General features: G+C 71.6%; 21 protein-coding genes. 12 read left to right on the top strand and 9 right to left on the bottom strand.

Going from position 1 to position 21,928, the window contains the following annotated elements:
• Positions 1-31: 31 nt before the first annotated feature.
• The 5 genes from ACGFZQ_RS14600 to ACGFZQ_RS14580 are packed head-to-tail and all read right to left on the bottom strand — an operon-like array spanning position 32 to position 5,382.
• The gene (locus ACGFZQ_RS14600) at positions 32-901 is read right to left on the bottom strand and encodes a carbohydrate ABC transporter permease (RefSeq protein WP_393840649.1); all 870 of its coding nucleotides are present in this window, start codon (positions 899-901) and stop codon (positions 32-34) included.
• Entirely contained in the window at positions 898-1,863 is a 966-nt protein-coding gene (locus ACGFZQ_RS14595) for a carbohydrate ABC transporter permease (protein WP_393840648.1), read from the bottom strand. Before ACGFZQ_RS14595 ends, ACGFZQ_RS14600 begins: the two co-directional genes overlap by 4 nt.
• Positions 1,857-3,173 (bottom strand): ABC transporter substrate-binding protein, encoded by a 1,317-nt coding sequence (locus ACGFZQ_RS14590; protein WP_393840647.1) that lies wholly within the window; start codon positions 3,171-3,173, stop codon positions 1,857-1,859. Before ACGFZQ_RS14590 ends, ACGFZQ_RS14595 begins: the two co-directional genes overlap by 7 nt.
• A complete protein-coding gene (locus ACGFZQ_RS14585) occupies positions 3,170-4,153 on the bottom strand; it encodes a GNAT family N-acetyltransferase (RefSeq protein ID WP_393840646.1) in 984 nt (327 codons plus the stop codon). Before ACGFZQ_RS14585 ends, ACGFZQ_RS14590 begins: the two co-directional genes overlap by 4 nt.
• Positions 4,150-5,382 carry an exo-beta-N-acetylmuramidase NamZ domain-containing protein gene (locus ACGFZQ_RS14580; RefSeq protein ID WP_393840645.1) on the bottom strand — a complete coding sequence of 411 codons (1,233 nt, stop codon included), beginning with the start codon at positions 5,380-5,382 and terminating at the stop codon, positions 4,150-4,152. The genes ACGFZQ_RS14585 and ACGFZQ_RS14580 overlap by 4 nt, the downstream gene beginning before the upstream one ends.
• Positions 5,383-5,753: 371 nt before the next feature.
• Between ACGFZQ_RS14580 and ACGFZQ_RS14575 the strand changes: the two genes are divergently transcribed.
• On the top strand, positions 5,754-6,068 hold the full coding sequence (locus ACGFZQ_RS14575) for a hypothetical protein (protein ID WP_393840644.1): 315 nt from the start codon (positions 5,754-5,756) through the stop codon (positions 6,066-6,068).
• A 101-nt stretch (positions 6,069-6,169) separates the two neighbouring features.
• Here ACGFZQ_RS14575 and ACGFZQ_RS14570 read toward each other — a convergent pair whose 3' ends face one another.
• Positions 6,170-6,841, bottom strand: a complete 672-nt coding sequence (locus tag ACGFZQ_RS14570) for a LysE family translocator (RefSeq protein WP_393840643.1) — start codon at positions 6,839-6,841, stop codon at positions 6,170-6,172.
• Positions 6,842-6,909: 68 nt separating this feature from the next.
• On the opposite strand from ACGFZQ_RS14570, the gene ACGFZQ_RS14565 reads away from it, so the two are divergent.
• From ACGFZQ_RS14565 to ACGFZQ_RS14545, 5 genes are all read left to right on the top strand, one after another.
• The gene (locus ACGFZQ_RS14565) at positions 6,910-7,965 is read left to right on the top strand and encodes a LysR family transcriptional regulator (protein ID WP_393840642.1); all 1,056 of its coding nucleotides are present in this window, start codon (positions 6,910-6,912) and stop codon (positions 7,963-7,965) included.
• A gap of 30 nt (positions 7,966-7,995) precedes the next feature.
• The gene (locus tag ACGFZQ_RS14560) at positions 7,996-9,441 is read left to right on the top strand and encodes a glyceraldehyde-3-phosphate dehydrogenase (RefSeq protein WP_393840641.1); all 1,446 of its coding nucleotides are present in this window, start codon (positions 7,996-7,998) and stop codon (positions 9,439-9,441) included.
• Positions 9,442-9,617: 176 nt separating this feature from the next.
• Entirely contained in the window at positions 9,618-11,141 is a 1,524-nt protein-coding gene (locus ACGFZQ_RS14555; RefSeq protein ID WP_393840640.1) for an alpha-N-arabinofuranosidase, read from the top strand.
• 17 nt (positions 11,142-11,158) lie between these two features.
• Positions 11,159-12,460, top strand: a complete 1,302-nt coding sequence (locus ACGFZQ_RS14550; RefSeq protein ID WP_393840639.1) for a glycoside hydrolase family 27 protein — start codon at positions 11,159-11,161, stop codon at positions 12,458-12,460.
• Positions 12,461-12,462: 2 nt separating this feature from the next.
• A complete protein-coding gene (locus ACGFZQ_RS14545; protein ID WP_393840638.1) occupies positions 12,463-13,470 on the top strand; it encodes a LacI family DNA-binding transcriptional regulator in 1,008 nt (335 codons plus the stop codon).
• A 58-nt stretch (positions 13,471-13,528) separates the two neighbouring features.
• Here the strand turns inward: ACGFZQ_RS14545 and ACGFZQ_RS14540 are convergent, their stop codons facing one another.
• The 3 genes from ACGFZQ_RS14540 to ACGFZQ_RS14530 form a co-directional block, all read right to left on the bottom strand.
• Positions 13,529-14,218, bottom strand: coding sequence for a class F sortase (locus ACGFZQ_RS14540; protein WP_382543631.1), 690 nt, complete (start codon positions 14,216-14,218; stop codon positions 13,529-13,531).
• Between the two features lie 101 nt (positions 14,219-14,319).
• Positions 14,320-14,844, bottom strand: coding sequence for a hypothetical protein (locus ACGFZQ_RS14535; protein ID WP_393840637.1), 525 nt, complete (start codon positions 14,842-14,844; stop codon positions 14,320-14,322).
• 236 nt (positions 14,845-15,080) lie between these two features.
• Positions 15,081-16,469, bottom strand: coding sequence for a glycoside hydrolase family 43 protein (locus ACGFZQ_RS14530; protein ID WP_393840636.1), 1,389 nt, complete (start codon positions 16,467-16,469; stop codon positions 15,081-15,083).
• Between the two features lie 288 nt (positions 16,470-16,757).
• Between ACGFZQ_RS14530 and ACGFZQ_RS14525 the strand changes: the two genes are divergently transcribed.
• From ACGFZQ_RS14525 to ACGFZQ_RS14500, 6 genes are all read left to right on the top strand, one after another.
• Complete coding sequence (locus ACGFZQ_RS14525; RefSeq protein ID WP_393840635.1) at positions 16,758-17,738, top strand: hypothetical protein; 981 nt, start codon at positions 16,758-16,760, stop codon at positions 17,736-17,738.
• A 341-nt stretch (positions 17,739-18,079) separates the two neighbouring features.
• Positions 18,080-18,547: a hypothetical protein gene (locus tag ACGFZQ_RS14520; protein ID WP_393840634.1), complete on the top strand. Its 468-nt coding sequence runs from the start codon at positions 18,080-18,082 to the stop codon at positions 18,545-18,547.
• A gap of 27 nt (positions 18,548-18,574) precedes the next feature.
• Positions 18,575-19,441, top strand: a complete 867-nt coding sequence (locus ACGFZQ_RS14515) for a fructosamine kinase family protein (protein WP_393840782.1) — start codon at positions 18,575-18,577, stop codon at positions 19,439-19,441.
• Positions 19,442-19,617: 176 nt separating this feature from the next.
• Positions 19,618-19,809: a putative ATP-grasp-modified RiPP gene (tgmA, locus tag ACGFZQ_RS14510; protein ID WP_133024031.1), complete on the top strand. Its 192-nt coding sequence runs from the start codon at positions 19,618-19,620 to the stop codon at positions 19,807-19,809.
• A gap of 15 nt (positions 19,810-19,824) precedes the next feature.
• Positions 19,825-20,808, top strand: coding sequence for an ATP-grasp ribosomal peptide maturase (gene tgmB / locus ACGFZQ_RS14505; protein ID WP_351736877.1), 984 nt, complete (start codon positions 19,825-19,827; stop codon positions 20,806-20,808).
• Positions 20,809-20,855: 47 nt separating this feature from the next.
• Entirely contained in the window at positions 20,856-21,743 is an 888-nt protein-coding gene (locus ACGFZQ_RS14500; RefSeq protein ID WP_393840633.1) for a Gfo/Idh/MocA family protein, read from the top strand.
• Positions 21,744-21,928 lie beyond the last annotated feature (185 nt).

Here is a 21,928-nt window from a genome sequence, read left to right as displayed (position 1 = left end):
TCGACACCACGACCTGGGTAGGATCCGCGGTTCACTTGAGGCCGCTGAGCATCACACCACGGATGTAGTGCTTCTGCAGCAGCAGGAAGAGCACCAGGACCGGCAGGGTGCTCAGGACCAGGCCGGCCATGACGATCGGCGTCGTGCGGGTCGGGTCGACGTAGTCCTGGAGGAGCTGGATGCCGACGGGCAGGGTCATCACGTCCGGGTTGGCGGTCGAGACGAGCAGCGCCCAGATGTACTCGTTCCAGGCGTCGACGAAGGTCAGCAGTCCGAGGGTGACGAGGACCGGCTTGGTCTGCGGGACGACGATCCGCCACCACACGGTGAACTCGCCGGCCCCGTCGATGCGCGCGGCCTCCAGCACCTCGTCCGGGATGGCGACCATGAACTGGCGCATCAGGAAGATCCCGAAGCTGCTGACGAGGAACGGCATGGCGAGCGCCGCGATGCTGACGGTCAGGCCGGCGCCGCCGCGCCCGAACAGGTCGTTCCCGCCCGCCAGCGGCCAGTGCACCAGGATCAGGAAGTGCGGGACGAGGAAGAGGAACGGCGGGAACATCATCGTCGACAGCACCAGGCGGAAGACGAAGTCCCGGCCGGGGAAGCGGAGTTTGGCGAGCGCGTAGCCGGCGAGCGACGAGGTGACCAGCACCGAACCGCTGATCACGGCCGTGGCGACGACGCTGTTGCGGAAGAGCACCGGCAGGTCCAGCTGGTGGACGGCCGCCCGGTAGTTGGACAGGTCGAACGCCTCGGGCAGGAACCGGTACGGCAGCCTGCCGGCCTCGTCGGCGCCCTTGAAGGACGTCATCACCATGTCGAGGAACGGCACCACCGTGAGCACGGCGCCGGTGACGACCAGCAGATACGACAGCCAGGGGAACCGTCGGCGGATCACGCGTCCTCCCCCTTGCGCCGGAAGAGCCACAACTGGACCAGCGTGACCGCGAGGACCACCGCGAAGAGCACGAAGGCGGCGGCGCTCGCGGTGCCCCAGTCGCCGTAGGAGAAGGCCTGCCGGTACATCTCGAGGGCGGCCACGTCGGTCGCGTCCCCGGGTCCGCCCTTGGTCATCACGATGATCAGCGCGAACGACTGGAGGCCCGTGAGGAACTGGGTGACGCACACGAACAGCAGGGACGGCCGCAGCAGGGGCAGCGTGATCCGCCAGAAGACGGTGACGGGCCCGGCGCCGTCGAGCGCGGCGGCCTCGTAGTACGACTGGGGGACGGACTTCAGCCCGGCGGTCAGGACGAGGATCGCCGAGCCGACCGAGGCCCAGGCCTGGACGACGACGACCGCGGGCAGCGCGGTGTCCGGGTCCTGGAGGAACGCCACCGAGCCGAGTCCGAGGGCGTTGAGGACGCCGTTGACGAGGCCGCCGGGTTCGTACATGTACTTCCAGACGTTGCCGACGGCGACGACGGTCGTGACGATCGGCAGGAAGTACAGCGTGCGCCACAGCCCCTGGAACCGGAGCTTGTCGATACAGGTGGCGACGAGCACGGAGCCGGCCAGCGCGAGGGCCACGGTGCCGAGGGCGAACAGCAGCGTGTTGGTGAGGACCGGTGTCAGGAACGTCGCCCCGTCCGCGAAGAGACGGGCGAAGTTGTCCGGTCCGACGGGGTCGATGTCGCCGAGGTCGAAGCCCGCCCAGCGGGACATGGACAGCAGCAGCGCGAAGCCGAGCGGCAGGGCGAGGAAGACGGCGTAGAACAACAGTGTCGGGGCCAGGAAGAGGTAGGCGACGACGGCCTGGCGGCGCCTTTGCCGGTCGCGTCCGCCGCCGCGGACGCCGACGGCGGACGGATGGCGGGCGGTCCGTTCGGCGGCCTCCGTTGTCAGGGTGGCGTTCACCATGAGCGCGACACCTCCTGGTCGACCTGGCGGCGGGTGGTGCGCAGGGCCTCGTCGACGGACTGCTGACCGGTCCACAGCGCCTCGATGTTCTTGCGCAGCAGCGACTTGGCCTGCTGCGCGCCCGGCCCGTTCGGCTCCGGCACCGCGTAGGCCAGCGCGTCCAGGAAGGGCCGCAGGTTCGGGTCGCCGCCCGCGCCGAGCAGGGTCCGCATGTCGTCGGCGCGGCCGGTCAGGGAGCCGACGGACACCTGGAGGGCGCTCATCCGGGTGGCACCGCGCACCTTCTCGGCGTTGAGCCAGCGCAGGAACTCCCAGGCCTCGCGCGGATGTTCGCTGGCGGTGTTGACGCCGAGCATGAACCCGGTGGAGAGCGTGGCGTGCCGGCCGTCCGCCCCGGGGAGGGGCACCGGCGCCACGCCGACGTCGCGGTAGGCCTCGCCCATCAGGGACTTGAGGTTCGCGGTCCACCAGCCGGCGCTGATCACCATGGCGACCTGACCGGACGCGAACGCCTTGTAGACGTTGACGCCGGGGTCGCTCGCGCCCTTGGCGACAAGACGGTGCTGCAGGTCGAGGACGGCCCGGCCGGCCGGCGAGTCGATGGCGGTGCTCCTGCCGTCCGCGGCGACGAACCGTCCGCCGGCGGCGTTGAGCAGCGCGAGGGTCTGCCCGACGGTCGTGGAGTCGTCGTAGGTCGACAGGCCGAACCCCTGGACCAGGGTGTTGCCGTAGCCGTCCCGCCGGGCGGTGCGGTACGCCGTCTCCTCCAGCTCCCGCCAGGTGCGCGGGGGTCCGTCGGCGCCGGCCTCGCGCAACACCCGTTTGTTGTAGTAGAGGGCGTACGTCTGCGTCTCGGTGGGGTAGCCGTAGACCCGGCCCGCCACCGACGAGGAACCGACTGCGGCGGCGCCGTAACCGCGCCTGATCTCCTCGGCGTGCCCGGCCGGGGCCGGCCGCAGGACGCCGGCCCGGACGAGCTGGCCGTTCCACAGGCAGTACGGCTGGAGGATGTCGGCGCCCTGGCCCGCGGCCTGGCGGACCATGAACGTGGTCAGCAGTTCGGTGAACTCGACGGCCTTGGTCGCCACCTTGACCCGGTCGTGGGTGGCGTTCCACTCGTCGACCGGGCGCTGGAGGGCCTTCTTGAGTTCCCCGCTGGCGTAGTGGGAGAGCAGGGTGAGCACGACCGGGTTCCCGGCCCGCCCGGTGCCCCGGGACGGCGCGGCGCAGCCGGACGCGAGCAGCGCCGAGGGCAGTGCGAGCGAGAGGCGACGGCGGCTCAGCCGGCCGGCCGGGGGTGTCGGTGTCATCGGGCGGCCGCCTCCCGGCGCAGCACGCGGAACACCCGGGTCGTGGTGAATCCGGTCTTGCGGTAGAGGTGGCCGGCCGGCGACTGGGCGCCGGTCCACAGGAACCACGCGGAGTGGGCGCGCAGGGCCCGCATCCGTTCCAGGACCAGGTGGAGGAGGACTTCGCCGAGCCCGGTGCCGCGCATCTCCTCCAGCACCCCGATGGGGCCGAAGCGTTCGTCCACCGAGTCGAACGCGCCGTGCATCGCCCAGCCGACCATACGGCCGGCCGGGTCGCGGGCGACGACGATCCGGTCGAGCGGTGTGCCCGCGGCCAGACACGCCCGGATCGTGCACGCCCAGTCCGGGCCGAAGCGGCTCCCGGCGAGCGCGAGGAGATCCACCAGGTCGTCGTCGGCCGGGGTGGCGAACCGGTAGCCCCGCCCGGTGAGTCGGTCCAGGCGGTGGGCGACGTCGTCCGGGAGGCGGTAGCCGACCAGGCCGCGGTCCATCGCGGCCGCCTCGTACAGCGTGCGAAAGCCCAGCGACTCCAGGAGCCCGGCCGCCTCCGGGTAGGCCTCGGCGTCCAGACCCGGGAACACGTAGTTCGGGGTGTACGACGAGAAGTCCACCCGGGTACGGCCGTGGCCGTGCAGCCAGTCGAGGGCCTCGGTCAGCAGCCGGCGGCCGAGGCCGCGCCCGCGGGCGTCCGGGGCGACGAAGAAGAACGGGATCCAGCCCTGCTCCGGCTCCAGGTCGGTACCGGCCATCGGCGTCAGCCGCCGCACCGCGTAGGCGGCGCCGACCACGCGGTCACCGTCGACGGCGACCCGCAGCCCTTCGGGATCGAAGTTGGGGTCGAGCAGCACCAGGGTGCGGAAGCGGTCCGGGGTGATGGGGTCGGCGGGTGCGCTGCGGCGCCAGGCCTCCACCACCCGGGGGCCGTCGCCGGCACGAAAGCCGCGGATCCCGGCCGGGGTTGTCGGCGTGCGGTCGGTCATCGACGGGATCGTCCTTCCGGGCAGATCGGTGCTGCGGGATAGAGCAGTACGTCGTCGCCGGCCCACCGGCCGGGCGGGGCCGGCGGATCGCACAGCGGCAGCGGGTCCTCGCCCGCGTCGACGGTCCGCCGCAACCGGTCGGACCCCCAGAGCAGGTCGACGAAGTGCCGGTGTCCGGTCCCCTCGGCGCCGCCGTCGACGGTGTGCCAGGCGAAGTCGTCCGGGTACAGCCGGCGGAGCACGGCGAGCATCGCGACGGCGGTGCGGACGGGTGCGAACGCCCAGCGGTCGGTGATGTGCAGCTGGACTCCGCGCAGCGGCCGTCCGGCGTGCTTGTGGAAGGCCGGTACGTAGCGCAGGTCGCGGAAGTGCACTCCGGGCAGGCCGAGTTCGGCGAGTGCCGGTGCGAACCGTGCGTCGAGGTAGGGGGCGCCGACGATCTCGAAGGGCTGCGTGGTGCCGCGTCCCTCGGAGAGGTTCGTCCCCTCGAACAGGCAGGTTCCGGGGTAGACGAGGGCGGTCGCGGGCGTCGGGATGTTCGGCGAGGGGGCGATCCACGGCAGGCCGGTGGCCTCGGCGTCCATGGCGCGCGGCCAGCCGACGGCTTCGATCACCGTCAACTCGACGGCACCGCCCGCCGCCTGGGGCACGGCGGAGGCGTTGAAGTGCCGGGCGAGTTCCCCGCAGGTGAGACCGTGCCGGACGGGGATCGGGGCGCGCCCGACGAAGCTGGCCCACGCCGGGTCCAGAAGCGGGCCCTCACTGACGAGTCCGCCGAGCGGATTCGGCCGGTCGGCGACCACGAACCGGACGCCGGTGCGGGCCGCCGAGACCATCAGGTCGAACATCGTCCACACGTAGGTGTAGAACCGGGCCCCGATGTCCTGGAGGTCGTACACCAGGGCGTCGACGCCGCTGTCGATCAACAGCTTGTCGAGGTGGCCGCCTTCGCACCGGTAGGTGTCGTACACCGGCAGGCCGGTGTCGGGGTCGGACCGGGCCGCCTCGCTCTCGCCGGCCTGGCCGGTCCCGTGCAGCCCGTGTTCAGGACCGAACAGGGCGGCCAGCGGCGCGCCTGCCGCGAGCAGCGCGGGCGCCGCCGGGCGCAGATCGGGGAGGACTCCGGCGTGGTTGGTCACCAGTGCGAACCGGCCGGGCCCGGCGAGTCCGGGCGAGTCGTGCAGTCGCGCGATCCCGGTCGTCACCGCGACACCCTCGTCCGTGCTCATCCCTTGCCCCGTCCGCCGGTGACACCTCTCGCAAGCAATGGTCGGGAATTTACTCTTATGTCCCGCATTTAGCGTCAATGAATCGCCGACGGCTCCCGCGCCTCCTCAGTAACAGGCGCACGAGTGACCGGTGTCGGTCAACCACCGTCACCGGTCCCGCACTTGTCCTCGGGACCACCGCCCCGCCGGCCGGGCCGGAGCGTCACGGCACGCCGCCGGGCGTCCCCCGGACGTGGGACGTTTCCGTGTCGCCGGGGCGCACGGGTGCGGTGACGGTGTGTGATGGCGCCGGGCCTCGGTCTCTTCCGTCGATTCCGTCGCCGACTGTTTCACCGTCGTCACCGCTTTCACCGCTCACGAAGGACATCACGATGCGTCTCAGCCGTCCCCTCACCGCCGCTCTCGGCGGGCTCGTCCTCGCCGTCGTCACCATCGGTCCGGCCGCCGCCGCCGACGGGTCGTTCGTCTGGGTGGGGCCCCAGGGCAAGGCGTACGCCATCCAGAACCCGCCGGACCGTAAGTGCCTCGACATGGCGCAGGAGGCGCGCGGTCCGCAGAACGCCACGAAGAAGGCGCTCGTCGTCTACAGCAAGCAGAAGTGCAAGGGCACCGCACGCCGGGTCCCTGCCGGGCACTCGGCGCCCAGTAGCGTCCGCTTCGCGAGTGTGGTCTTCAACCCCCGCTAGGCCGGGAGCAGTCCAGCCCCCGCCCGGTGGCGCCGATCACGACGCGGTGATCGGCGCCACCGGGTTGCGTCCGGGCGGAACGCACCCGAGGCACGGGGGTGTCAGACTCCCCCGGCCACGGCGACGCCGAGCCCGCACAGCACCACGCCGGTGACGATGTTCAGGGCGCGCCGCACCGCCGGCCTGGTCACCAGGTCCCGGCCCCGGCCGACGGCCCAGGTGAAGAGCAGGTACCAGCAGACGTTGACGAGGGCCCACAGCACGCCCAGCGCGATGCTGCTCAGGAGGACGGGACCGTCGGTCGTGACGAACTGGGGCAGCACCGACACGGCGAAGACGCCGGCCTTCGGATTGCCCAGCGCGGTGCCGAGTCCGGCGCCGTACGCGCCCCAGAGACCGGTGGGCCCCGCCGTCGCGGCGCTCGGAGCGGTGTCGGCGGCGCTCTGCCTCGCGGCCGCCCTGAGGGTGTTGACCCCCAGCACGAGCAGGACCGCTCCGCCTGCGAGGCGTACTGCCAGATAGGCGTGCGGGTTGGCGAGGAGCACGGCCGAGAGGCCCACGGCGGCGGCGGTCGACCAGACGAGCAGCCCGGTGGCATTGCCTGCGATGGTGGCCCGGGCGGGCCGCGGGCCCAGTTCCAGGGTCTGCCGGATCATGAGCGCCTGTCCGGCTCCCGGGAGCATGGCCAGCAGCCAGGTGGTGATCACGAACAGCGGCAGATGGATGGGCACGGTCTCGCCGACCTTCTTCCCGGGTGCGGGGGGATGATCCACCACCAGGCTGGCGCGGGCCGCGTGTGAAGAGAAGTTAGAGCGCCGCGGATCAGCATTAAGATGATTTAGTGACGACCGCGGATCCGGGGCAGCTGCGCCTGCTCGCCCTGATCGACCGCCATGGCTCGCTCACCGGCGCCGCCCACGCCCTGGGCGTGACACCGGCCGCGGTGACCCAGCAGGTGGCCCGGGCGGAGCGGGAGTTGAACGTCCCGCTGGTGGTGCGCGGGCCGCGCGGGGCGTCGCTCACGGCGGCCGGGGCGTTGCTGGCGGAGCACGGGCGGGTCATCGACGAGCAGACGGAACAGGCCGGGGAGCGGCTCGCCGCCCTCCTCGGTCATCTGTCGCTGCGCCTGCGGGTCGGCGCCTTCCTCGCCGCCGCGCTGCATCTGCTCCCGCCCGCCCTGACCGCGCTGCGCCACCGGTACCCGAGGGCGGACGTGTCCGTGGAGGACCTGCCGTCCGAGCGCGGCGTCGAGCGGGTCACGGCCGGCGAGCTGGACGTCGCGGTGATCGCCTCCTGGGCCCTGCCCCCGGAGCCGTCCCCGCACATCGCCTTGCACACGCTGATGCGGGACCCCATGGTGATCGTCCTGCCCGACGACCACCCGCTGGTCACCGGGTCCCCCGAGGGCACGCCACTGCGCCTGGAGCAGCTGCGGGACGAGTCGTGGGTGACCATCCTGGCCGGGCATGCCGCCCGCGAGCAGCTCGACCGGGCGGCGGGCGAGGCCGGCTTCACTCCCAGGATCCGCTTCCAGACGGCGACGTACGACGTGGTCCAGGCGCTGGTCGGCACCGGCATCGGCGTCGCCCTGGTCTCCCGGCTGGCCCTCACCCCCGTCGCCGGCACCACGCACCGCCCCCTCGCCGACCCGCCGCGACGTGCACGCCGTGACCCGGTCCGACACCACGCTGACTCCCCTCGCGGACGTCTTCCGCACCCTGCTGATCGACGCGGCCGCCGACCTCCGGGGGACCTGGACGCCTCGGGGGTGAGCGGGCGACCGCCACGGCAGGGGCCCGCACCGGTTCCGACCCGCACGACCCGCGTCACAGAGGGACGACCCACATCACACCGGGACCCCCTTGATCGATCATTGACCGGCCGGTTTAGCATATGAGCGCCACCTAGCTCGATCGAGAGTAGATCTGTGACTGTCAACGACGACTCGTTCACCAACTGGAAGAACCGCGAGGAGATCGCGGAGTCGATGATCCCGATCATCGGGAAGCTGCACCGGGAGCGGGACGTGACGGTCCTCCTCCACAGCCGCTCCTTGGTGAACAAGTCGGTGGTCAGCATCCTCAAGACGCACCGGTTCGCCCGCCAGATCGCCGGCGCCGAGCTCTCCGTCACCGAGACGATGCCCTTCCTGCGAGCGCTCACCACGCTCGACCTCGGCCCCTCCCAGATCGACATCGGCATGCTCGCCGCGACCTACAAGGCCGACGACCGGGGCCTGGACGTCGAGGCGTTCACCGCGGAGGCGGTCGCCGGGGCCACCGGCGCCAACAAGATCGAGCAGCGCGAGCCGCGCGATGTCGTCCTGTACGGCTTCGGCCGCATCGGCCGCCTGGTCGCCCGGCTGCTCATCGAGAAGTCCGGCTCCGGCAACGGGCTGCGCCTGCGGGCCATCGTGGTGCGCGGCGGCGGGGCCCAGGACATCGTGAAGCGCGCCTCGCTGCTGCGCCGCGACTCCATCCACGGCCAGTTCCAGGGCACGATCACCGTCGACGAGGAGAACAGCACGATCCTCGCCAACGGCAACGAGATCAAGGTGATCTACGCCGACGACCCGTCCCAGGTGGACTACACGGCGTACGGCATCCGCAACGCGATCCTCATCGACAACACGGGCAAGTGGCGGGACCGCGAGGGCCTGTCGACGCACCTGCGGCCCGGTATCGAGAAGGTGGTGCTGACCGCGCCGGGCAAGGGCGACGTCCCGAACATCGTGCACGGCGTCAACCACGACACCATCAAGCCGGACGAGCAGATCCTGTCCTGCGCGTCCTGCACCACCAACGCGACCGTGCCGCCGTTGAAGGCCATGGCCGACGAGTACGGGGTGCTGCGCGGGCACGTGGAGACCGTCCACTCGTTCACCAACGACCAGAACCTGCTGGACAACTACCACAAGTCGGAGCGTCGCGGCCGGTCCGCGCCGCTCAACATGGTCATCACCGAGACGGGTGCCGCGTCCGCCGTCGCGAAGGCGCTGCCCGACCTCAAGGCGCGGATCACCGGCAGCTCGATCCGGGTCCCGGTGCCGGACGTGTCGATCGCGATCCTCAACCTGCAGCTGGCCCGCGAGGCATCCCGCGAGGAGGTCCTGGACTACCTCCGCGAGGTGTCGCTGACCTCGCCGCTGAGGCGCCAGATCGACTTCATCACCGCCCCGGACGCGGTCTCCAGCGACTTCATCGGCTCGCGCCACGCGTCGATCGTCGACGCGGGCGCCCTGAAGGTGGAGGGCGACAACGCGATCCTCTACCTCTGGTACGACAACGAGTTCGGCTACTCCTGCCAGGTGGTCCGGGTCGTCCAGCACGTCTCCGGCGTCGAGTACCCGACGTTCCCGGCGACGGCGGTCTGACGCCCCTCGCCTCCGACGGCCCGGTCACCCTGTGCGCACAGGGTGACCGGGCCGTCCGCACTCGTCCGCACTCTTGACGCACCGACGACCCGATGGCAGTTTTTTATCGATACAAACGATGTCACGAACGTTGCTCGACATATCGAACATCAGGCCTCCCGGACAGGAGTACCCGCGTGCCGACCGCCACCGCGATCATCAACCTCGACATCGCAGGCCCGACCATCAGCCGCCACCTCTACGGCCACTTCGCCGAGCACCTCGGCCGCTGCGTCTACGGAGGCTTCTGGGTCGGCGAGGACTCCCCCGTCCCCAACGAGGGCGGCATCCGCCTCGACGTCGTGGCAGCCCTGCGCGCCCTGGACATCCCCAACCTGCGCTGGCCCGGCGGCTGTTTCGCCGACGAGTACCACTGGCGGGACGGCATCGGCCCGCGCGAGCAGCGGCCCCGGATGGTCAACACGCACTGGGGCAACGTCGAGGAGAACAACCACTTCGGCACCCACGAGTTCATGGCCCTGTGCGAACTCCTCGGCGCCGAGCCCTACATCAGCGGCAACGTCGGGTCGGGCACGGTCCGCGAGATGAGCGAGTGGGTCGAGTACCTCACCCGGTACGGCGACAGCCCGATGGTGCGGCTGCGCAAGGAGAACGGCCGTGAGGCGCCGTGGCAGGTCAGGTTCTGGGGCATCGGCAACGAGACCTGGGGCTGCGGCGGCAACATGCGCGCCGAGTACTCGGCCGACCTGGCCCGCCAGTACGCCACCTACTGCCGCGACCACGGTGACAACAAGCTCTACCGCATCGCCTCGGGCGCCTCCGACGCCGACTACAAGTGGACCGAGACCCTGATGCAGCAGATCAGCTGCTTCGGCTGCGAGGCCACCCCGAAGACCTTCTTCCAGGGCCTGTCCGTGCACTACTACACGCTCTCCGGCCCCTGGGAGGCCAAGGGCAGCGCCACCGAGTTCACCGCCGACGACTACTACCGCACGATGCTGTCGGCCCGCCGTATCGACCGCATCCTCACCGGCCACTCCACGGTGATGGACGTCTACGACCCGGGCCGCACGGTCGGCCTGGTCCTCGACGAGTGGGGCACCTGGTGGGACGTGGAGCCCGGCACCGACCCGGGCTTCCTCTTCCAGCAGAACACCCTGCGGGACGCGCTGGTGGCCAGCACCCACTTCGACATCTTCCACCGGCATGCCGCCCGCCTGCACATGGCCAACATCGCCCAGACCGTCAACGTGCTCCAGGCCATGCTCCTGACCGACGGCGACGCCCTGGTCCTGACCCCGACCTACCACGTCTTCGAGATGAACAAGGGCCACCAGGACGCGACGTCGCTTCCGGTGCACCTACGCGGCGAGGGCACCCGCCGCCGGGTCGGGGACGCCGAACTCGACACCCTCTCCGCCTCCGCCAGCGTCAAGGACGGCACGGTCCTGATCTCGCTGAGCAACCTCGACGCCGAGGAACCCGCGGACGTCACCCTCGACCTGCGCGGCGGCACCCTGGGCGAGCCGACCGCCCGTGTCCTCACGGCCGACAAGCTCCAGGCCCACAACTCACCAGAGGCCTCGACGGCCGTTGCCCCGCGGGCGTTCGAGGACCTCGAAGCCGTCGCTCACGGCCTTCGGCTCTCCCTCCCGCCGCACTCGTTCGTCACCGTCCAGGCCCCGCTGAACCAGCGCTGACTTTCAGGAGTGCGCACATGACCCGATCCCCACGCCCGCTGCCCCCACGCCACCTGCGGCCGCCGGCGGGCTGGAACAGCTGGGACTGCTACGGCACCACCGTCACCGAGGAAGAGGTCCTCGCCAACGCGGAGTTCATGCGCGAGCACCTGCTGCCGCACGGCTGGGACACCGTGGTCGTGGACATCCAGTGGTACGAGCCCACCGCCCGGGCGCACGGCTACAACCCGGACGCCCCGCTCGTCCTCGACGCCCACGGCCGTCAGCTCCCCGCACCGAACAGGTTCCCCTCCGCCGCGGCCGGGGCCGGGTTCGGGCCGCTGGCCGGGCGCGTGCACGGCATGGGCCTGCGGTTCGGGCTGCACATCATGCGGGGCATCCCCCGCCGGGCGGTCGAGGCGAAACTCCCTGTCCTCGGGACGGAGTTCACGGCCGCCGACGTCGCCGACACCGACTCCGTGTGCCCCTGGAACTCCGACAACTACGGCCTCGACCACGACCACCCCGGCGCCCAGGCCTACTACGACAGCCAGGTGGCCCAATTCGCCGCGTGGGGCGTCGACTTCGTCAAGGCCGACGACATGCTCTTCCCGTACCACGAGCGGGAGATCGCCGCCTACGCCCGGGCCGTCGAGCGCAGCGGGCGGCCGATCGAGCTGAGCCTCTCCCCCGGCACGGACATGTCCCTCGCGCGTCTCGACCACCTGCGGGAGCACGCCACCATGTGGCGGGTCTGCGACGACCTGTGGGACCGCTGGGAGGACGTCGAGGCACAGTTCGCGCGGATGGCCCGCTGGGCCCCCTGGCAGGGCCGGCACGGCTGGGCCGACGCCGACATGCTGCCGCTGGGCCACATCGGCATCCGCGCGGAGCGCGGCGCGGACCGCCAGTCGGCTCTCACCCACGCCGAGCAGACCAGCCTGCTCACCCTCTGGCTGATCTCCCGCTCACCGCTGATGATGGGCGGCGACCTGCCCACCAGCCCGCCCGAGACCATCGGCCTGCTCACCAACGACGAGGCGCTCGACGTCCTTTGGCACAGCACCGGCAACCGGGAGGTGCTGCGGGAGCGGGACCTGGTGCTGTGGACCGCCCGGGACACCGACGGGCACACCCGGTACGCGGCGGTGTTCTCGCCGGCGGACGAGGCGCGCCGCTTCGAGGTGCCGCTGGGGTCGATCGGGGCCGGGCCCCGCGACCGGGTCCGGGAGGTCTGGACCCGCACCGACACCGCCCACGACGGGCGGCGGCTGACCGTCGAACTGCCCGCCCACGGCGCGGCCCTCTATCGTCTTGCCGAGGACGGCAGGCGGGAGTGAGCGTGGCGACGATCCAGGACGTGGCGAAGGCGGCCGGCGTGTCGGCGATGACCGTCTCCAACGTGATCAACGGTCACCCCAACGTCCGCCCGGCCACCCGCGACCGCGTCCTGGAGGCGATGACCCGGCTCGACTACCGGGTCAACGTCGCCGCCCGCAATCTGCGCAAGGGCCGTACCGGGACGATCTGCCTGGCGGTCCCCGAGATCAACCGCCCGTACTACGGCCGGCTCGCCGCCTCGATCATCGCGGCGGCCGACCGGCACGGCCTCGGGGTGAGCATCGAGCAGACCGGTGCCCGCCGGGAGAACGAGCTTGCGGCCATCGCCCTGTCCCGCCACCGGCTCTACGACGGCCTCATCCTCAGCACCGTCGGGATGGGGCCGGCCGACGTCGAGGCGCTGGAGGTCGACCATCCGGTGGTGATCCTGGGCGAGCGGCTCTTCGGCGGGCCCGTCGACCATGTCGCCATGCCGAACGAGGCGGCCTCGCAGGCGGCGACCCGCCATCTCGTCGAGCGGGGCTGCCGGCGCGTCGCCCTCGTGTGCGGGCGCCTGGGCAGCGAGGCCGATGTGTCGAGCCTGCGGCACGCCGGATATCTGCGGGCGCTGGCGGCCGCGGGGCTGCCGGCCGCCCCGGAGCTGGTGGTGACCACCGAGTCGCTCACCATGCGGGAGGCCGCCCGCCGCATCCGGGAGGAGGTGGCCGGCGGCCTCGATTTCGACGGGGTGTTCTGTGTGACGGACACGGTGGCCATGGGCGTACTGCGCGCTCTCGCCGACGCCGGGCTCCGGGTGCCGGAGCGGGTCAAGGTGATCGGTTTCGACAACGTCGACGAGAGCGCCTACCTCGTCCCCTCCCTGTCCACCGTCGACCCGGACCACGACCTGATGGCCGAACGCGCGGTCGCCCTGCTGGCGGCACGCATCGACCCGGCCGGGCCAGGGCCGGAGCGGGAGCAGTTCATCGGCCCCTTCCGCCTGGTGGTACGGGAGTCGACGGGCGGCTGACGGCGATCCCGGCCATGGCCCCATCCGCGCCGCCCGGCACGCGATCACGCGTTCGGAATCAGACGAGGTGGCCGAAGACGACCAGATTCTCCGTGTAGTCCTTCACGTCGTGGTCGTAGTCGCCGGCGCAGGTGATCAGACGCACCTCCGGGCGGGAGGTGTCGGCGTAGACGCGTTCGCTGGGGAAGTCGTCCTTGGCGAAGGTGTCGGCGCTGTCGACCACGAAGTGCGCCTTCGCGCCGTCGGCCCGGAGCACCGTGAAGCGGTCGCCGGGCTCCAGTTCGTCCAGCCGGACGAAGACGGCCGCCGACACCTTGGTGTCGACGTGCCCGGCGATGATCGCGGTGCCCGCCTCGCCGGGCGCCGGGCCCTCGGCGTACCAGCCGACGAGGTTGGTGTCGGCGGCGGGCGGCGGCTCAAGCTGGCCCGAGGGCGCGAGGGTGAGGGTGGTGAAGGGGGCGTCGACAGCGATCTTCGGGATGAGCAGGCGGGTCGGCTCGGACCGGGGCAGTGCCTCGCCGGCCCGGCGCGCACCGCCCGAGGGGGCGGCGTCCGCGCTCTCGGCCCGTGTGCCGCCCGAGGCGTCGGAGGCGTTGCCGTGTCCACCCAGCAGCGCCACGGCCAGGAGCAGGCCGGCCGCGACCCACACGGGCAGCCGTCCGGCGCGCCGGGTGCCGTCGGGGTTCTCGGGATCCGCGGCGTCGGGTCCGGGGGCCTCGGGGTTGGGGGAGGAGGGGCCAGCTGCCATCACAGGTCACCTTTCTGGGGCACGGCAGCGGGAGGGGCGGAACGGGGCCGCGGCCGCGCCCATGACGGTCGGCGGCCGCGGCTCCCGTATGCGTGACCCCGTCAGGACACGGACCCGACGGCCTTCCTGCGCCGCAGCGCGTAGGCACCGGCGGCCGCCACACCGAGGACGGCCAGCCCGCCGGCCGTCACCCCGGGCGTCGCGAGGCCGCCGCCACCGGTGTGCATACCGCCGTGCGGCTTCTCACTGTCCTCGTCGTCGCCCCAAGAGCCGCCCTCGTCCCGGCCTTCACCGCTCCCCTTGTCGCCCTTGCCGCCGCTGTCGTCCTTGCCCCCCTGACCGTCGCCCTTGTCCTTGTAGGTCTCGGGGTCGAACTTGCTGTCGTTGCCGCTGTCCGAGTCCCATTGGTCGCTCAGCTTGGCCGCGGCGAGTACACCGCCGCCCGTGTACATCCCGCCACTCGGCCCTTCGTGGCTGCTGTCGTCGTTGTGCTCCTTGCTGTAGGAAGAGTCGTCACGGCCTCCGTTGTCCCAGTCCCCCGCGACCGCGGCCTGAGCGCCGGGTGCCGCGAAGGCGAGGGCTGCGGTGGCGGCCGTCGTCGCGAGGATCATGCGGGCAGAACGCATCTCGATGTCCTTCCGCCGTGGCCGGGCAGCGGATACTCCATCGGCTGAAACGACCCGGCCCCGACATGAACCACCGTCAGCCAGCCCCACGCCCGGCACCATCCAGGCCGCCCATCCGTGGTGACGACACGCCCAACACCGCCCGGCTGGGTCAATCCCGCCCGGCGGCACACGGCCATTCGGGGGTGCCTGGGCCCGTCGTCGGCGTGTCGCCGCGCGACGGGCCGGCCGCGGTGTCAGTAGCCGACGTGGAAGGTGGCGTCGGCCTGCTCCGTGCTCGTGGAGACGGGGTCGATCCGCAGCACGTAGTCGGAGTGGCGGATGTAGCGCGTCGGGTAGTTGTACGACCGGAACGACGACCAGGAGGAGTCGGCGAGTCCGGCCGTCCGGTAGAACGTGGCGTCCTGGGCGTACGTCGTCGTGCCGTCGTTCTCGTCGAGCTGCAGCTGGTAGTTGTAGTGGCGCAGGTAGCGGGTCGGGTAGTTGACCGACTGGAAGGACACGCCGCTGCTGTCGGCGAGGCCCGGGACCAGCTTCCACATGCCGTCGGTGTACGGGTCGAAGGCGTACTCGTCGATCCGGCCGACGAAGTTGCTGTGCCGGACGTACCGGGCCGGGTAGTTGTAGGACTTCAGCCGGTTCCAGGTGGGGGTGCCCCACTTGGCGACGAGGTTGTTGTACTCGGTCGAGGTGATGGGCTGGATGCCGCAGTGCTTGGAGTTGAGCGGCTGGGTGTAGGTCTTCTGGTCGAGTGCAGTCCAGGTGCCGGCGGACAGGGCGCTGGTCCCCCAGGCGTAGAAGACGCCGTTGGGGTCCCAGGTGTCGCCCCACAGGTACCAGGTCGAGCTCGACGTGAGCGACTTGACGAGGGTCGGGGCCTCGGTGCCGTTGTGCGAGACGGCCGTGGAGAACTCGGTGAAGCTGCCGGGGTCCAGTGACGTGGAGCGGGCGCCGACCAGCGTCGAGTTCTTCTTGAAGTACAGGTAGTTGACGCCGCTGACGCCGACCGCGAGGTCACCGTCGATCACGTCGTAGCCGGGGTCGAAGAAGACCTGGGGGTCGCCGGCGGTCACGAAGTCACCGGTGTAGTTGATCATGATGACGTTGTGGCCGCTGTCGTTCACGGCGGAGTAGACGACGCCGTACGTGCCGCGTCCCGCGTCCCAGAAGGCCTCCGGCGCCCATGCGTGGGTGTCCATGTCATGCAGCTTCATCCGCCGGTAGCCGGTGAAGGTGCGCAGGTCGGTGGAGTCCCAGACGTGGATGTACTGGCTGACGTAGCTCCAGTCGGTGCCGTACAGGTCGGTGGCGAGTACGACGAAGGTGCCGTCCTGCTTGCGCAGGATGAACGGGTCGCGCAGGCCGAGCGAGCCGGCGGTGGGGGTCGCGACGGGGTTGTTCTGGTTGAGCGGGGTCCACTGGAGGCCGTCGGTGCTGACCGCCAGGTGCAGGCCGTAGTTGGCGGCCAGCATGTCCGGGGACTCGGTGAAGTAGCACATCACATACGCCGAGTTGGTGGCGGCCCGGGCGGTTCCGGCGCCGAGGGCGAGGGCGCTGGTGGCGGCGAGGGGGACGGTCGCGGCCGCACCGAGGAAGTGACGGCGCGACAGGGGGATGCCGGTCATGTGCGCTCCAGACGAAGGGGGGATGTCCGATATTTCGAACGCGGTTCGGAGAGGCGATCAGAAACTAGAGGGACGCGTGGGGCGCGTCAATCCTTGCGTAACAAGGGAGTTACTCGGATTTCTCTTGCTTCACCGGGAGCGTGAGGGTCACCGGACTCGGCTTGTAGGACGGGGCCGCCCGGCGGCGATGACACTCCCCTCCCCCATCCGGACCGGTCGGGTCGTACGGTCGTACGGCCGCGTCTAGCCTCGATCTGAAAGTCCGTCTGACAAGGACCAGGACCCCGTATGCCCGGCCGACTCCCCCGACGTGTGCTCGCCCTCCTGCTCGGCGCCCTGACCGGCGTGACCGCCGTCGCGGCCCCCGCCCGCGCCGGTGGCGGCGGTGATGTGACGGAGTATCCGATCACCACCACCGCCGACAGCCTCCCCGCGGGGATCACCGCCGGGCCGGACGGGGCGCTGTGGTTCACCCAGTCCGGCGCCGCCCGGATCGGGCGCATCGCGGCCGACGGCACCGTCACCGACCGCCGCACCCCGACCCCGGGCAGCGCGCCGTTCGCCATCACCCCGGGGCCGGACCACGCCCTCTGGTTCACCGAGCAGGCGGCCGGACGCATCGGACGGATCACCACCTCCGGCACCGTCACCGAGTTCGCCCTGCCCAGGGCCGCGAGCGCACCCGCCGGCATCACCCGCGGGCCCGACGGCGCGCTGTGGTTCACCGAACCGGGAACCAACCGGATCGGCCGGATCACGACCGCGGGCAGGATCAGCGAGTACCCGGTGCCCACGGCCGCCGCCCTCCCGTACGGCATCGCCGCCGGTGCCGGTGGTGCCCTCTGGTTCACCGAACTGGCCGGCGGCAGGATCGGGCGGATCGAGACCACCGGCCGGATCACCGAGTTCCCGTTGCCGAGCCGCGCCGACTTCCCCGAGGACATCGTCGCCGGGCCCGGCGGGATGTGGTTCACCGCGTCCGGGTCGGACTCCGTCGACCGGATCGACGGCACCGGCCGTGTCACCCGGTTCCCGCTGCCCGGAGCGGACGGCGACCCCGGCGGGATCGCCGCGGGGCCGGACGGCCGGGTGTGGTTCACCGACCGGTCCGGCCGCATCGGCCGGGTGGCGGCGGACGGCGGGATCACCGTCGTACCGGTGCCGGCCGGCCCCGACAAGTCGCCCTTCCGGCTCACGGCCGGCCCGGACGGCACGGTGTGGTTCACCGAGCTGCTGGGCAACGCGATCGGCCGGATCCAGCCGGCCTGAGGGAGGCCCGGGTCGACTCTGTCGAAGTGGTCCAGTCTCCAGTGGGCGAGGTCGTGCAGGCGCCGATCACGGCGTGCGCGCCCTCGCCGTAAGGGGGATACCCTCCGCCGCGCGCCAGGGCCTGTCCGGCGGGGCCCAGTGCCCCTGGTGTGGCGACGCGGCGGCCCTCACGCTGGCGGTGCCTGATCGACACGGGTAGTTACCACCGGGGTTTGGCCGGAACCTGTCGTAGCAATGGTGGAAGTCCCGTGGAAATAAGGGTGCTTTCAGGCCGGGGAGGTGGGACCCTCCTCTACTGTCCGATGAATACCGCAGGGGGAGGTATCACCGCAGTGAACCGTATGCGCACTTCTTTCGCCGTCCTGGCCGCCGCCGGGGTCGTCACCGCCGCCCAACTGGGCCTCGCCACCGGCGCGTCCGCGCAGGCCGGGGCGGCACGGAGCACCGGCTGCCCGGTCGACATCGTCTATCCGAGCCGCTTCTACGTGAACTCGGGCGGCTGGGTCACCAACGGCGGACTGTACTTCGCGGTGAAGAACACCAGCGCGAGCAAGAGCTTCAAGAAGGTCACGTTCACCGTGACGGACGTGAAGAACATCCGCTTCGGCAGCGCCACGGCCAAGGGCGGCAAGGTCAGCCACAAGACGTCGAAGACGGTGTCGGTGTACACGACGACGCTGAAGAAGAAGACCAGCCTCGGCGTGAAGGTGCAGACGCATCTGCTGAACACCCACACCTACAAGGTGAAGTTCGCCCTGCACGGCACGGGGTGGAACTGCGCCGTGGACCAGGGCACCTGGGGCTCCTGACCCGGGACGGCCCGTACTCTGGTGGCCGTGGTCGACTGCGGCGAGGGGCCGGGCGCGGCGGCCGTCCGGCTCACCGGGCGGCCGGTCTCGGCCGTGCGGGCACGGCCGGGCGGCCTGGCGGAGGTGATGCTCGCGGGCGGGCACACCGTCATGGTCAAGCGCGGCGAGGACCCCGGTGCGGTGGCGGCCGAGGCGGCCGGGCTGCGCTGGCTGACCGCCGCCGGAGCGGTCGCGGTACCCGAGGTGCTGGGGCACGACGAGTGGTGGCTGCTGACCGAACTGGTCCCCACCGGACGCCCGGGCGCCGCGGCGGCGACGCGTTTCGGCCAGGCGCTCGCCGCTCTGCACGCCGCCGGGGCCCCGGCCTTCGGGGCGGCGCCGCCGGACGGCCCGGGCGACGCCTGGATCGGCCGCGCCCCGATGCGCAACGAGCCGGGCACCGACTGGCCGCACTGGTACGCCGAGCACCGCGTGCTGCCGTATCTGCGCATGGCGGTCGACCGGGGGACCCTGCGGCCTGGCGAGGCCTCGGTGGTCGAGCGGGTCTGCGAGCGGCTCCCGGAGGTGGCGGGGCCGCCCGAGCCGCCCGCCCGGCTGCACGGAGATCTGTGGAACGGCAATGTCCTGTGGGGCGCCGACGGCCCGGTCCGGCTGATCGACCCGGCCGCGCACGGCGGGCACCGCGAGACCGACCTCGCGATGCTCCGCCTCTTCGGCTGCCCGTACCTTGACCTGATTCTGGAGGGGTACCAGGAGGTGGCCCCCCTGGCCGCCGGCTGGGCGGAGCGCGTGGCGGTGCATCAGTTGTTTCCGCTGCTGGTGCATACCGTGCTCTTCGGACGGGGCTACGCCGAACGGACCCTGGAGACATCCCGGACCATCGCGGGCATCTGACGCCGTCACATGCCGGACGGGCATGTGAAATCGGCCACGGGCGGGAACGATTCGCCGCTGATTTCCGGATGGTTCCTTAACAAGCCCTTAATTAGGGCTGAGATTACGCAGAGTAAGGAAACCAACCACGCGTTCGAATCGTATAAGTGCATGGAAGAACGAAACAGGGAGAGACCATGCAACCGTTCGCGCTCAACTACGCACGCCCCGCAGTGCAGTTGGACGTCACCACTCCGTACGCGTATGACTCCGGACTGCAGTTGAACGTTCTCCTCGATGGCCGGATCGCAGCCACCGATCACGCAACGCTCAGAGCCCTGGGGACCACGACCTCCACGGCGGGCTCCAAGACGCACTTCGACGACTGAGCGCGGACCCCGACGATGACTGTGCTCATCCTGACCAGTGACGAGGACGTGACGGCGGACATGGTGGTCCTCCGGCTGCACGAGACCGGAGTGCCCGTCGTTCGCCTCGATCCTGCCGATCTGACCAGCGGTGTGGCCCTGTCGGGCGAGTATGTGCAGGGCGCCAGTCGCGGGCATCTGTCCGTGAACGGGCGCCTGGTGAGCATGAACGGCCTCCGCTCCATCTGGGTGCGCAGGCCGGGAGTGGCGGCCGCCCGGGCCACCCAGCCGTCCACCTGGCTGACCGAGGAGTCCGAACAGGCGTTGTACGGCATGCTGCGCGGGACCGACGCGCGCTGGATGAACCATCCGGACGCGGCCCGCCGGGCCCGCCACAAGCCGTGGCAGCTGCGGCTGGCGCAGCGCAGCGGGCTCGCCGTGCCCGCGACGCTGATCACCACGTTCCCGCAGGCGGCCAGGGAGTTCGCGGAGCGCTTCCCGGACCTGGTGGTCAAGCCGGTGTCGGGCGCGCATCCGCAGGAGCCGCCGCGGGCGGTGCCGACCAGCCGGGTGGCACCGGACACCGACTTCGCGGCGGTGGCGTTCGGGCCGACGCTGCTGCAGCGGCGGGTGGCCAAGCGGGCCGACATCCGGCTGACGGTGGTCGGCGAGCGGCTGCTGGCCGCCCGCAAGCCGGTGAGCCCGGACGCGCGTCCCGACGACGTGGACGTCCGGTTCGCCCCGTCCGTCTCGCCATGGCTGGCGGCGGAGGTGCCGCCGCGAGTCGCCGAGACCGTGCACACGTATATGAAGGACGCCGAGCTGGCCTATGGTGCCTTCGACTTCGCGGAGGACGCCGACGGCATCTGGTGGTTCCTCGAGTGCAACCAGTCGGGCCAGTTCGGTTTCGTCGAGATGGACACCGGTCAGCCGATCGCCGAGACCATCGCCGGCTGGCTGGCGCACGGCACGGAGCAGTACCGGCCGTACGTCAGCGGCGGGCGGAGCACGACGCCTTGACGGTCTGGGCGACGCGGTGGAACCGGGCACGGAGAAAGGAACGGGAGATGCGCATCGGACTGCTGGGGACGGGCCCCTGGGCACGGGCGGCCTACGCCCCCGCGCTGGCGGGGCACGGATCGCTGGACTTCACCGGGGTGTGGGGCCGCCGCCCGGAGGCCGCGGCGGAGCTGGCCGGGGAGTACGGGGGCCGGGCGTACGACGACGTGGACGCGCTGTTCGCCGATGTCGACGCGGTGGCGGTGGCGCTGCCGCCGGCGGTCCAGGCGGAGCTGGCGGTGCGGGCCGCGGCGGCGGGCCGGCATCTGCTGCTGGACAAGCCCCTCGCGCTCGGCGTCGCCGAGGGGCGGGCGGTGGTGGAGGCGGTCGAGCGGGCCGGGGTCGCCTCGGTGGTCTTCTTCACCACCCGCTTCCAGAGCGAACCGGAGGCGTGGATCGACGTCCAGGCCGGGACGGCGGGGTGGTTCACGGCGCGGGCACAGTGGCTGGGGTCGGTGTTCACCGACGAGAGCCCGTTCGCCGCGTCGCCGTGGCGGCGGGAGAAGGGCGCGCTGTGGGACGTGGGCCCGCACGCCCTGTCCGTGCTGCTGCCGGTCCTGGGCGACGTACGGCGGGTGGCGGCCGCCGTGCACGGCCCCGCGGACACCGTCCATCTGGTTCTCGACCATGCCGCCGGCGCGTCGAGCACGGTGGCCCTGAGCCTCACGGCTCCCCCGGCGGCGGCCGGGGCCGATGTGGAGCTGCGGGGCGAGGCGGGGGTGACGCTGCTGCCGAGGAGTACGGAAGGAGCCGTGCCCGCCCTGTCCCGGGCCGCCGACGCCCTGGTCACCGCCGTCAGCACGGGCCGCCCGCACCCCTGTGACGCCGCGTTCGCCCTGCGGGTCACCGAGATCCTCACGGAGGCGGAGGCCCTGCTGGGCAAGGACGTCGGCTAGCGATCTCCCTGTCACGCCCGGGAGACGGGAAGGAGCGCGGGACGGGTGAGACGGACATCACACTCGTCTCCTTCCGTCCGGTCCCGGGCGTACGGCCACACGGCAGGGGCCCCGGTCCGCACCCGGCCACGGAATTCGCCGCTCCGGCATTTCAAGATCCGCACGGGACCGGTGTCCGGGCACGG

Origin of the sequence: Streptomyces sp. NPDC048254, from assembly GCF_043201895.1 — a bacterium.
GTDB lineage: Bacteria > Actinomycetota > Actinomycetes > Streptomycetales > Streptomycetaceae > Streptomyces.
Note: the sequence above shows the minus strand (reverse complement) of the source record. Positions and strands in the feature narration are given on the sequence as shown.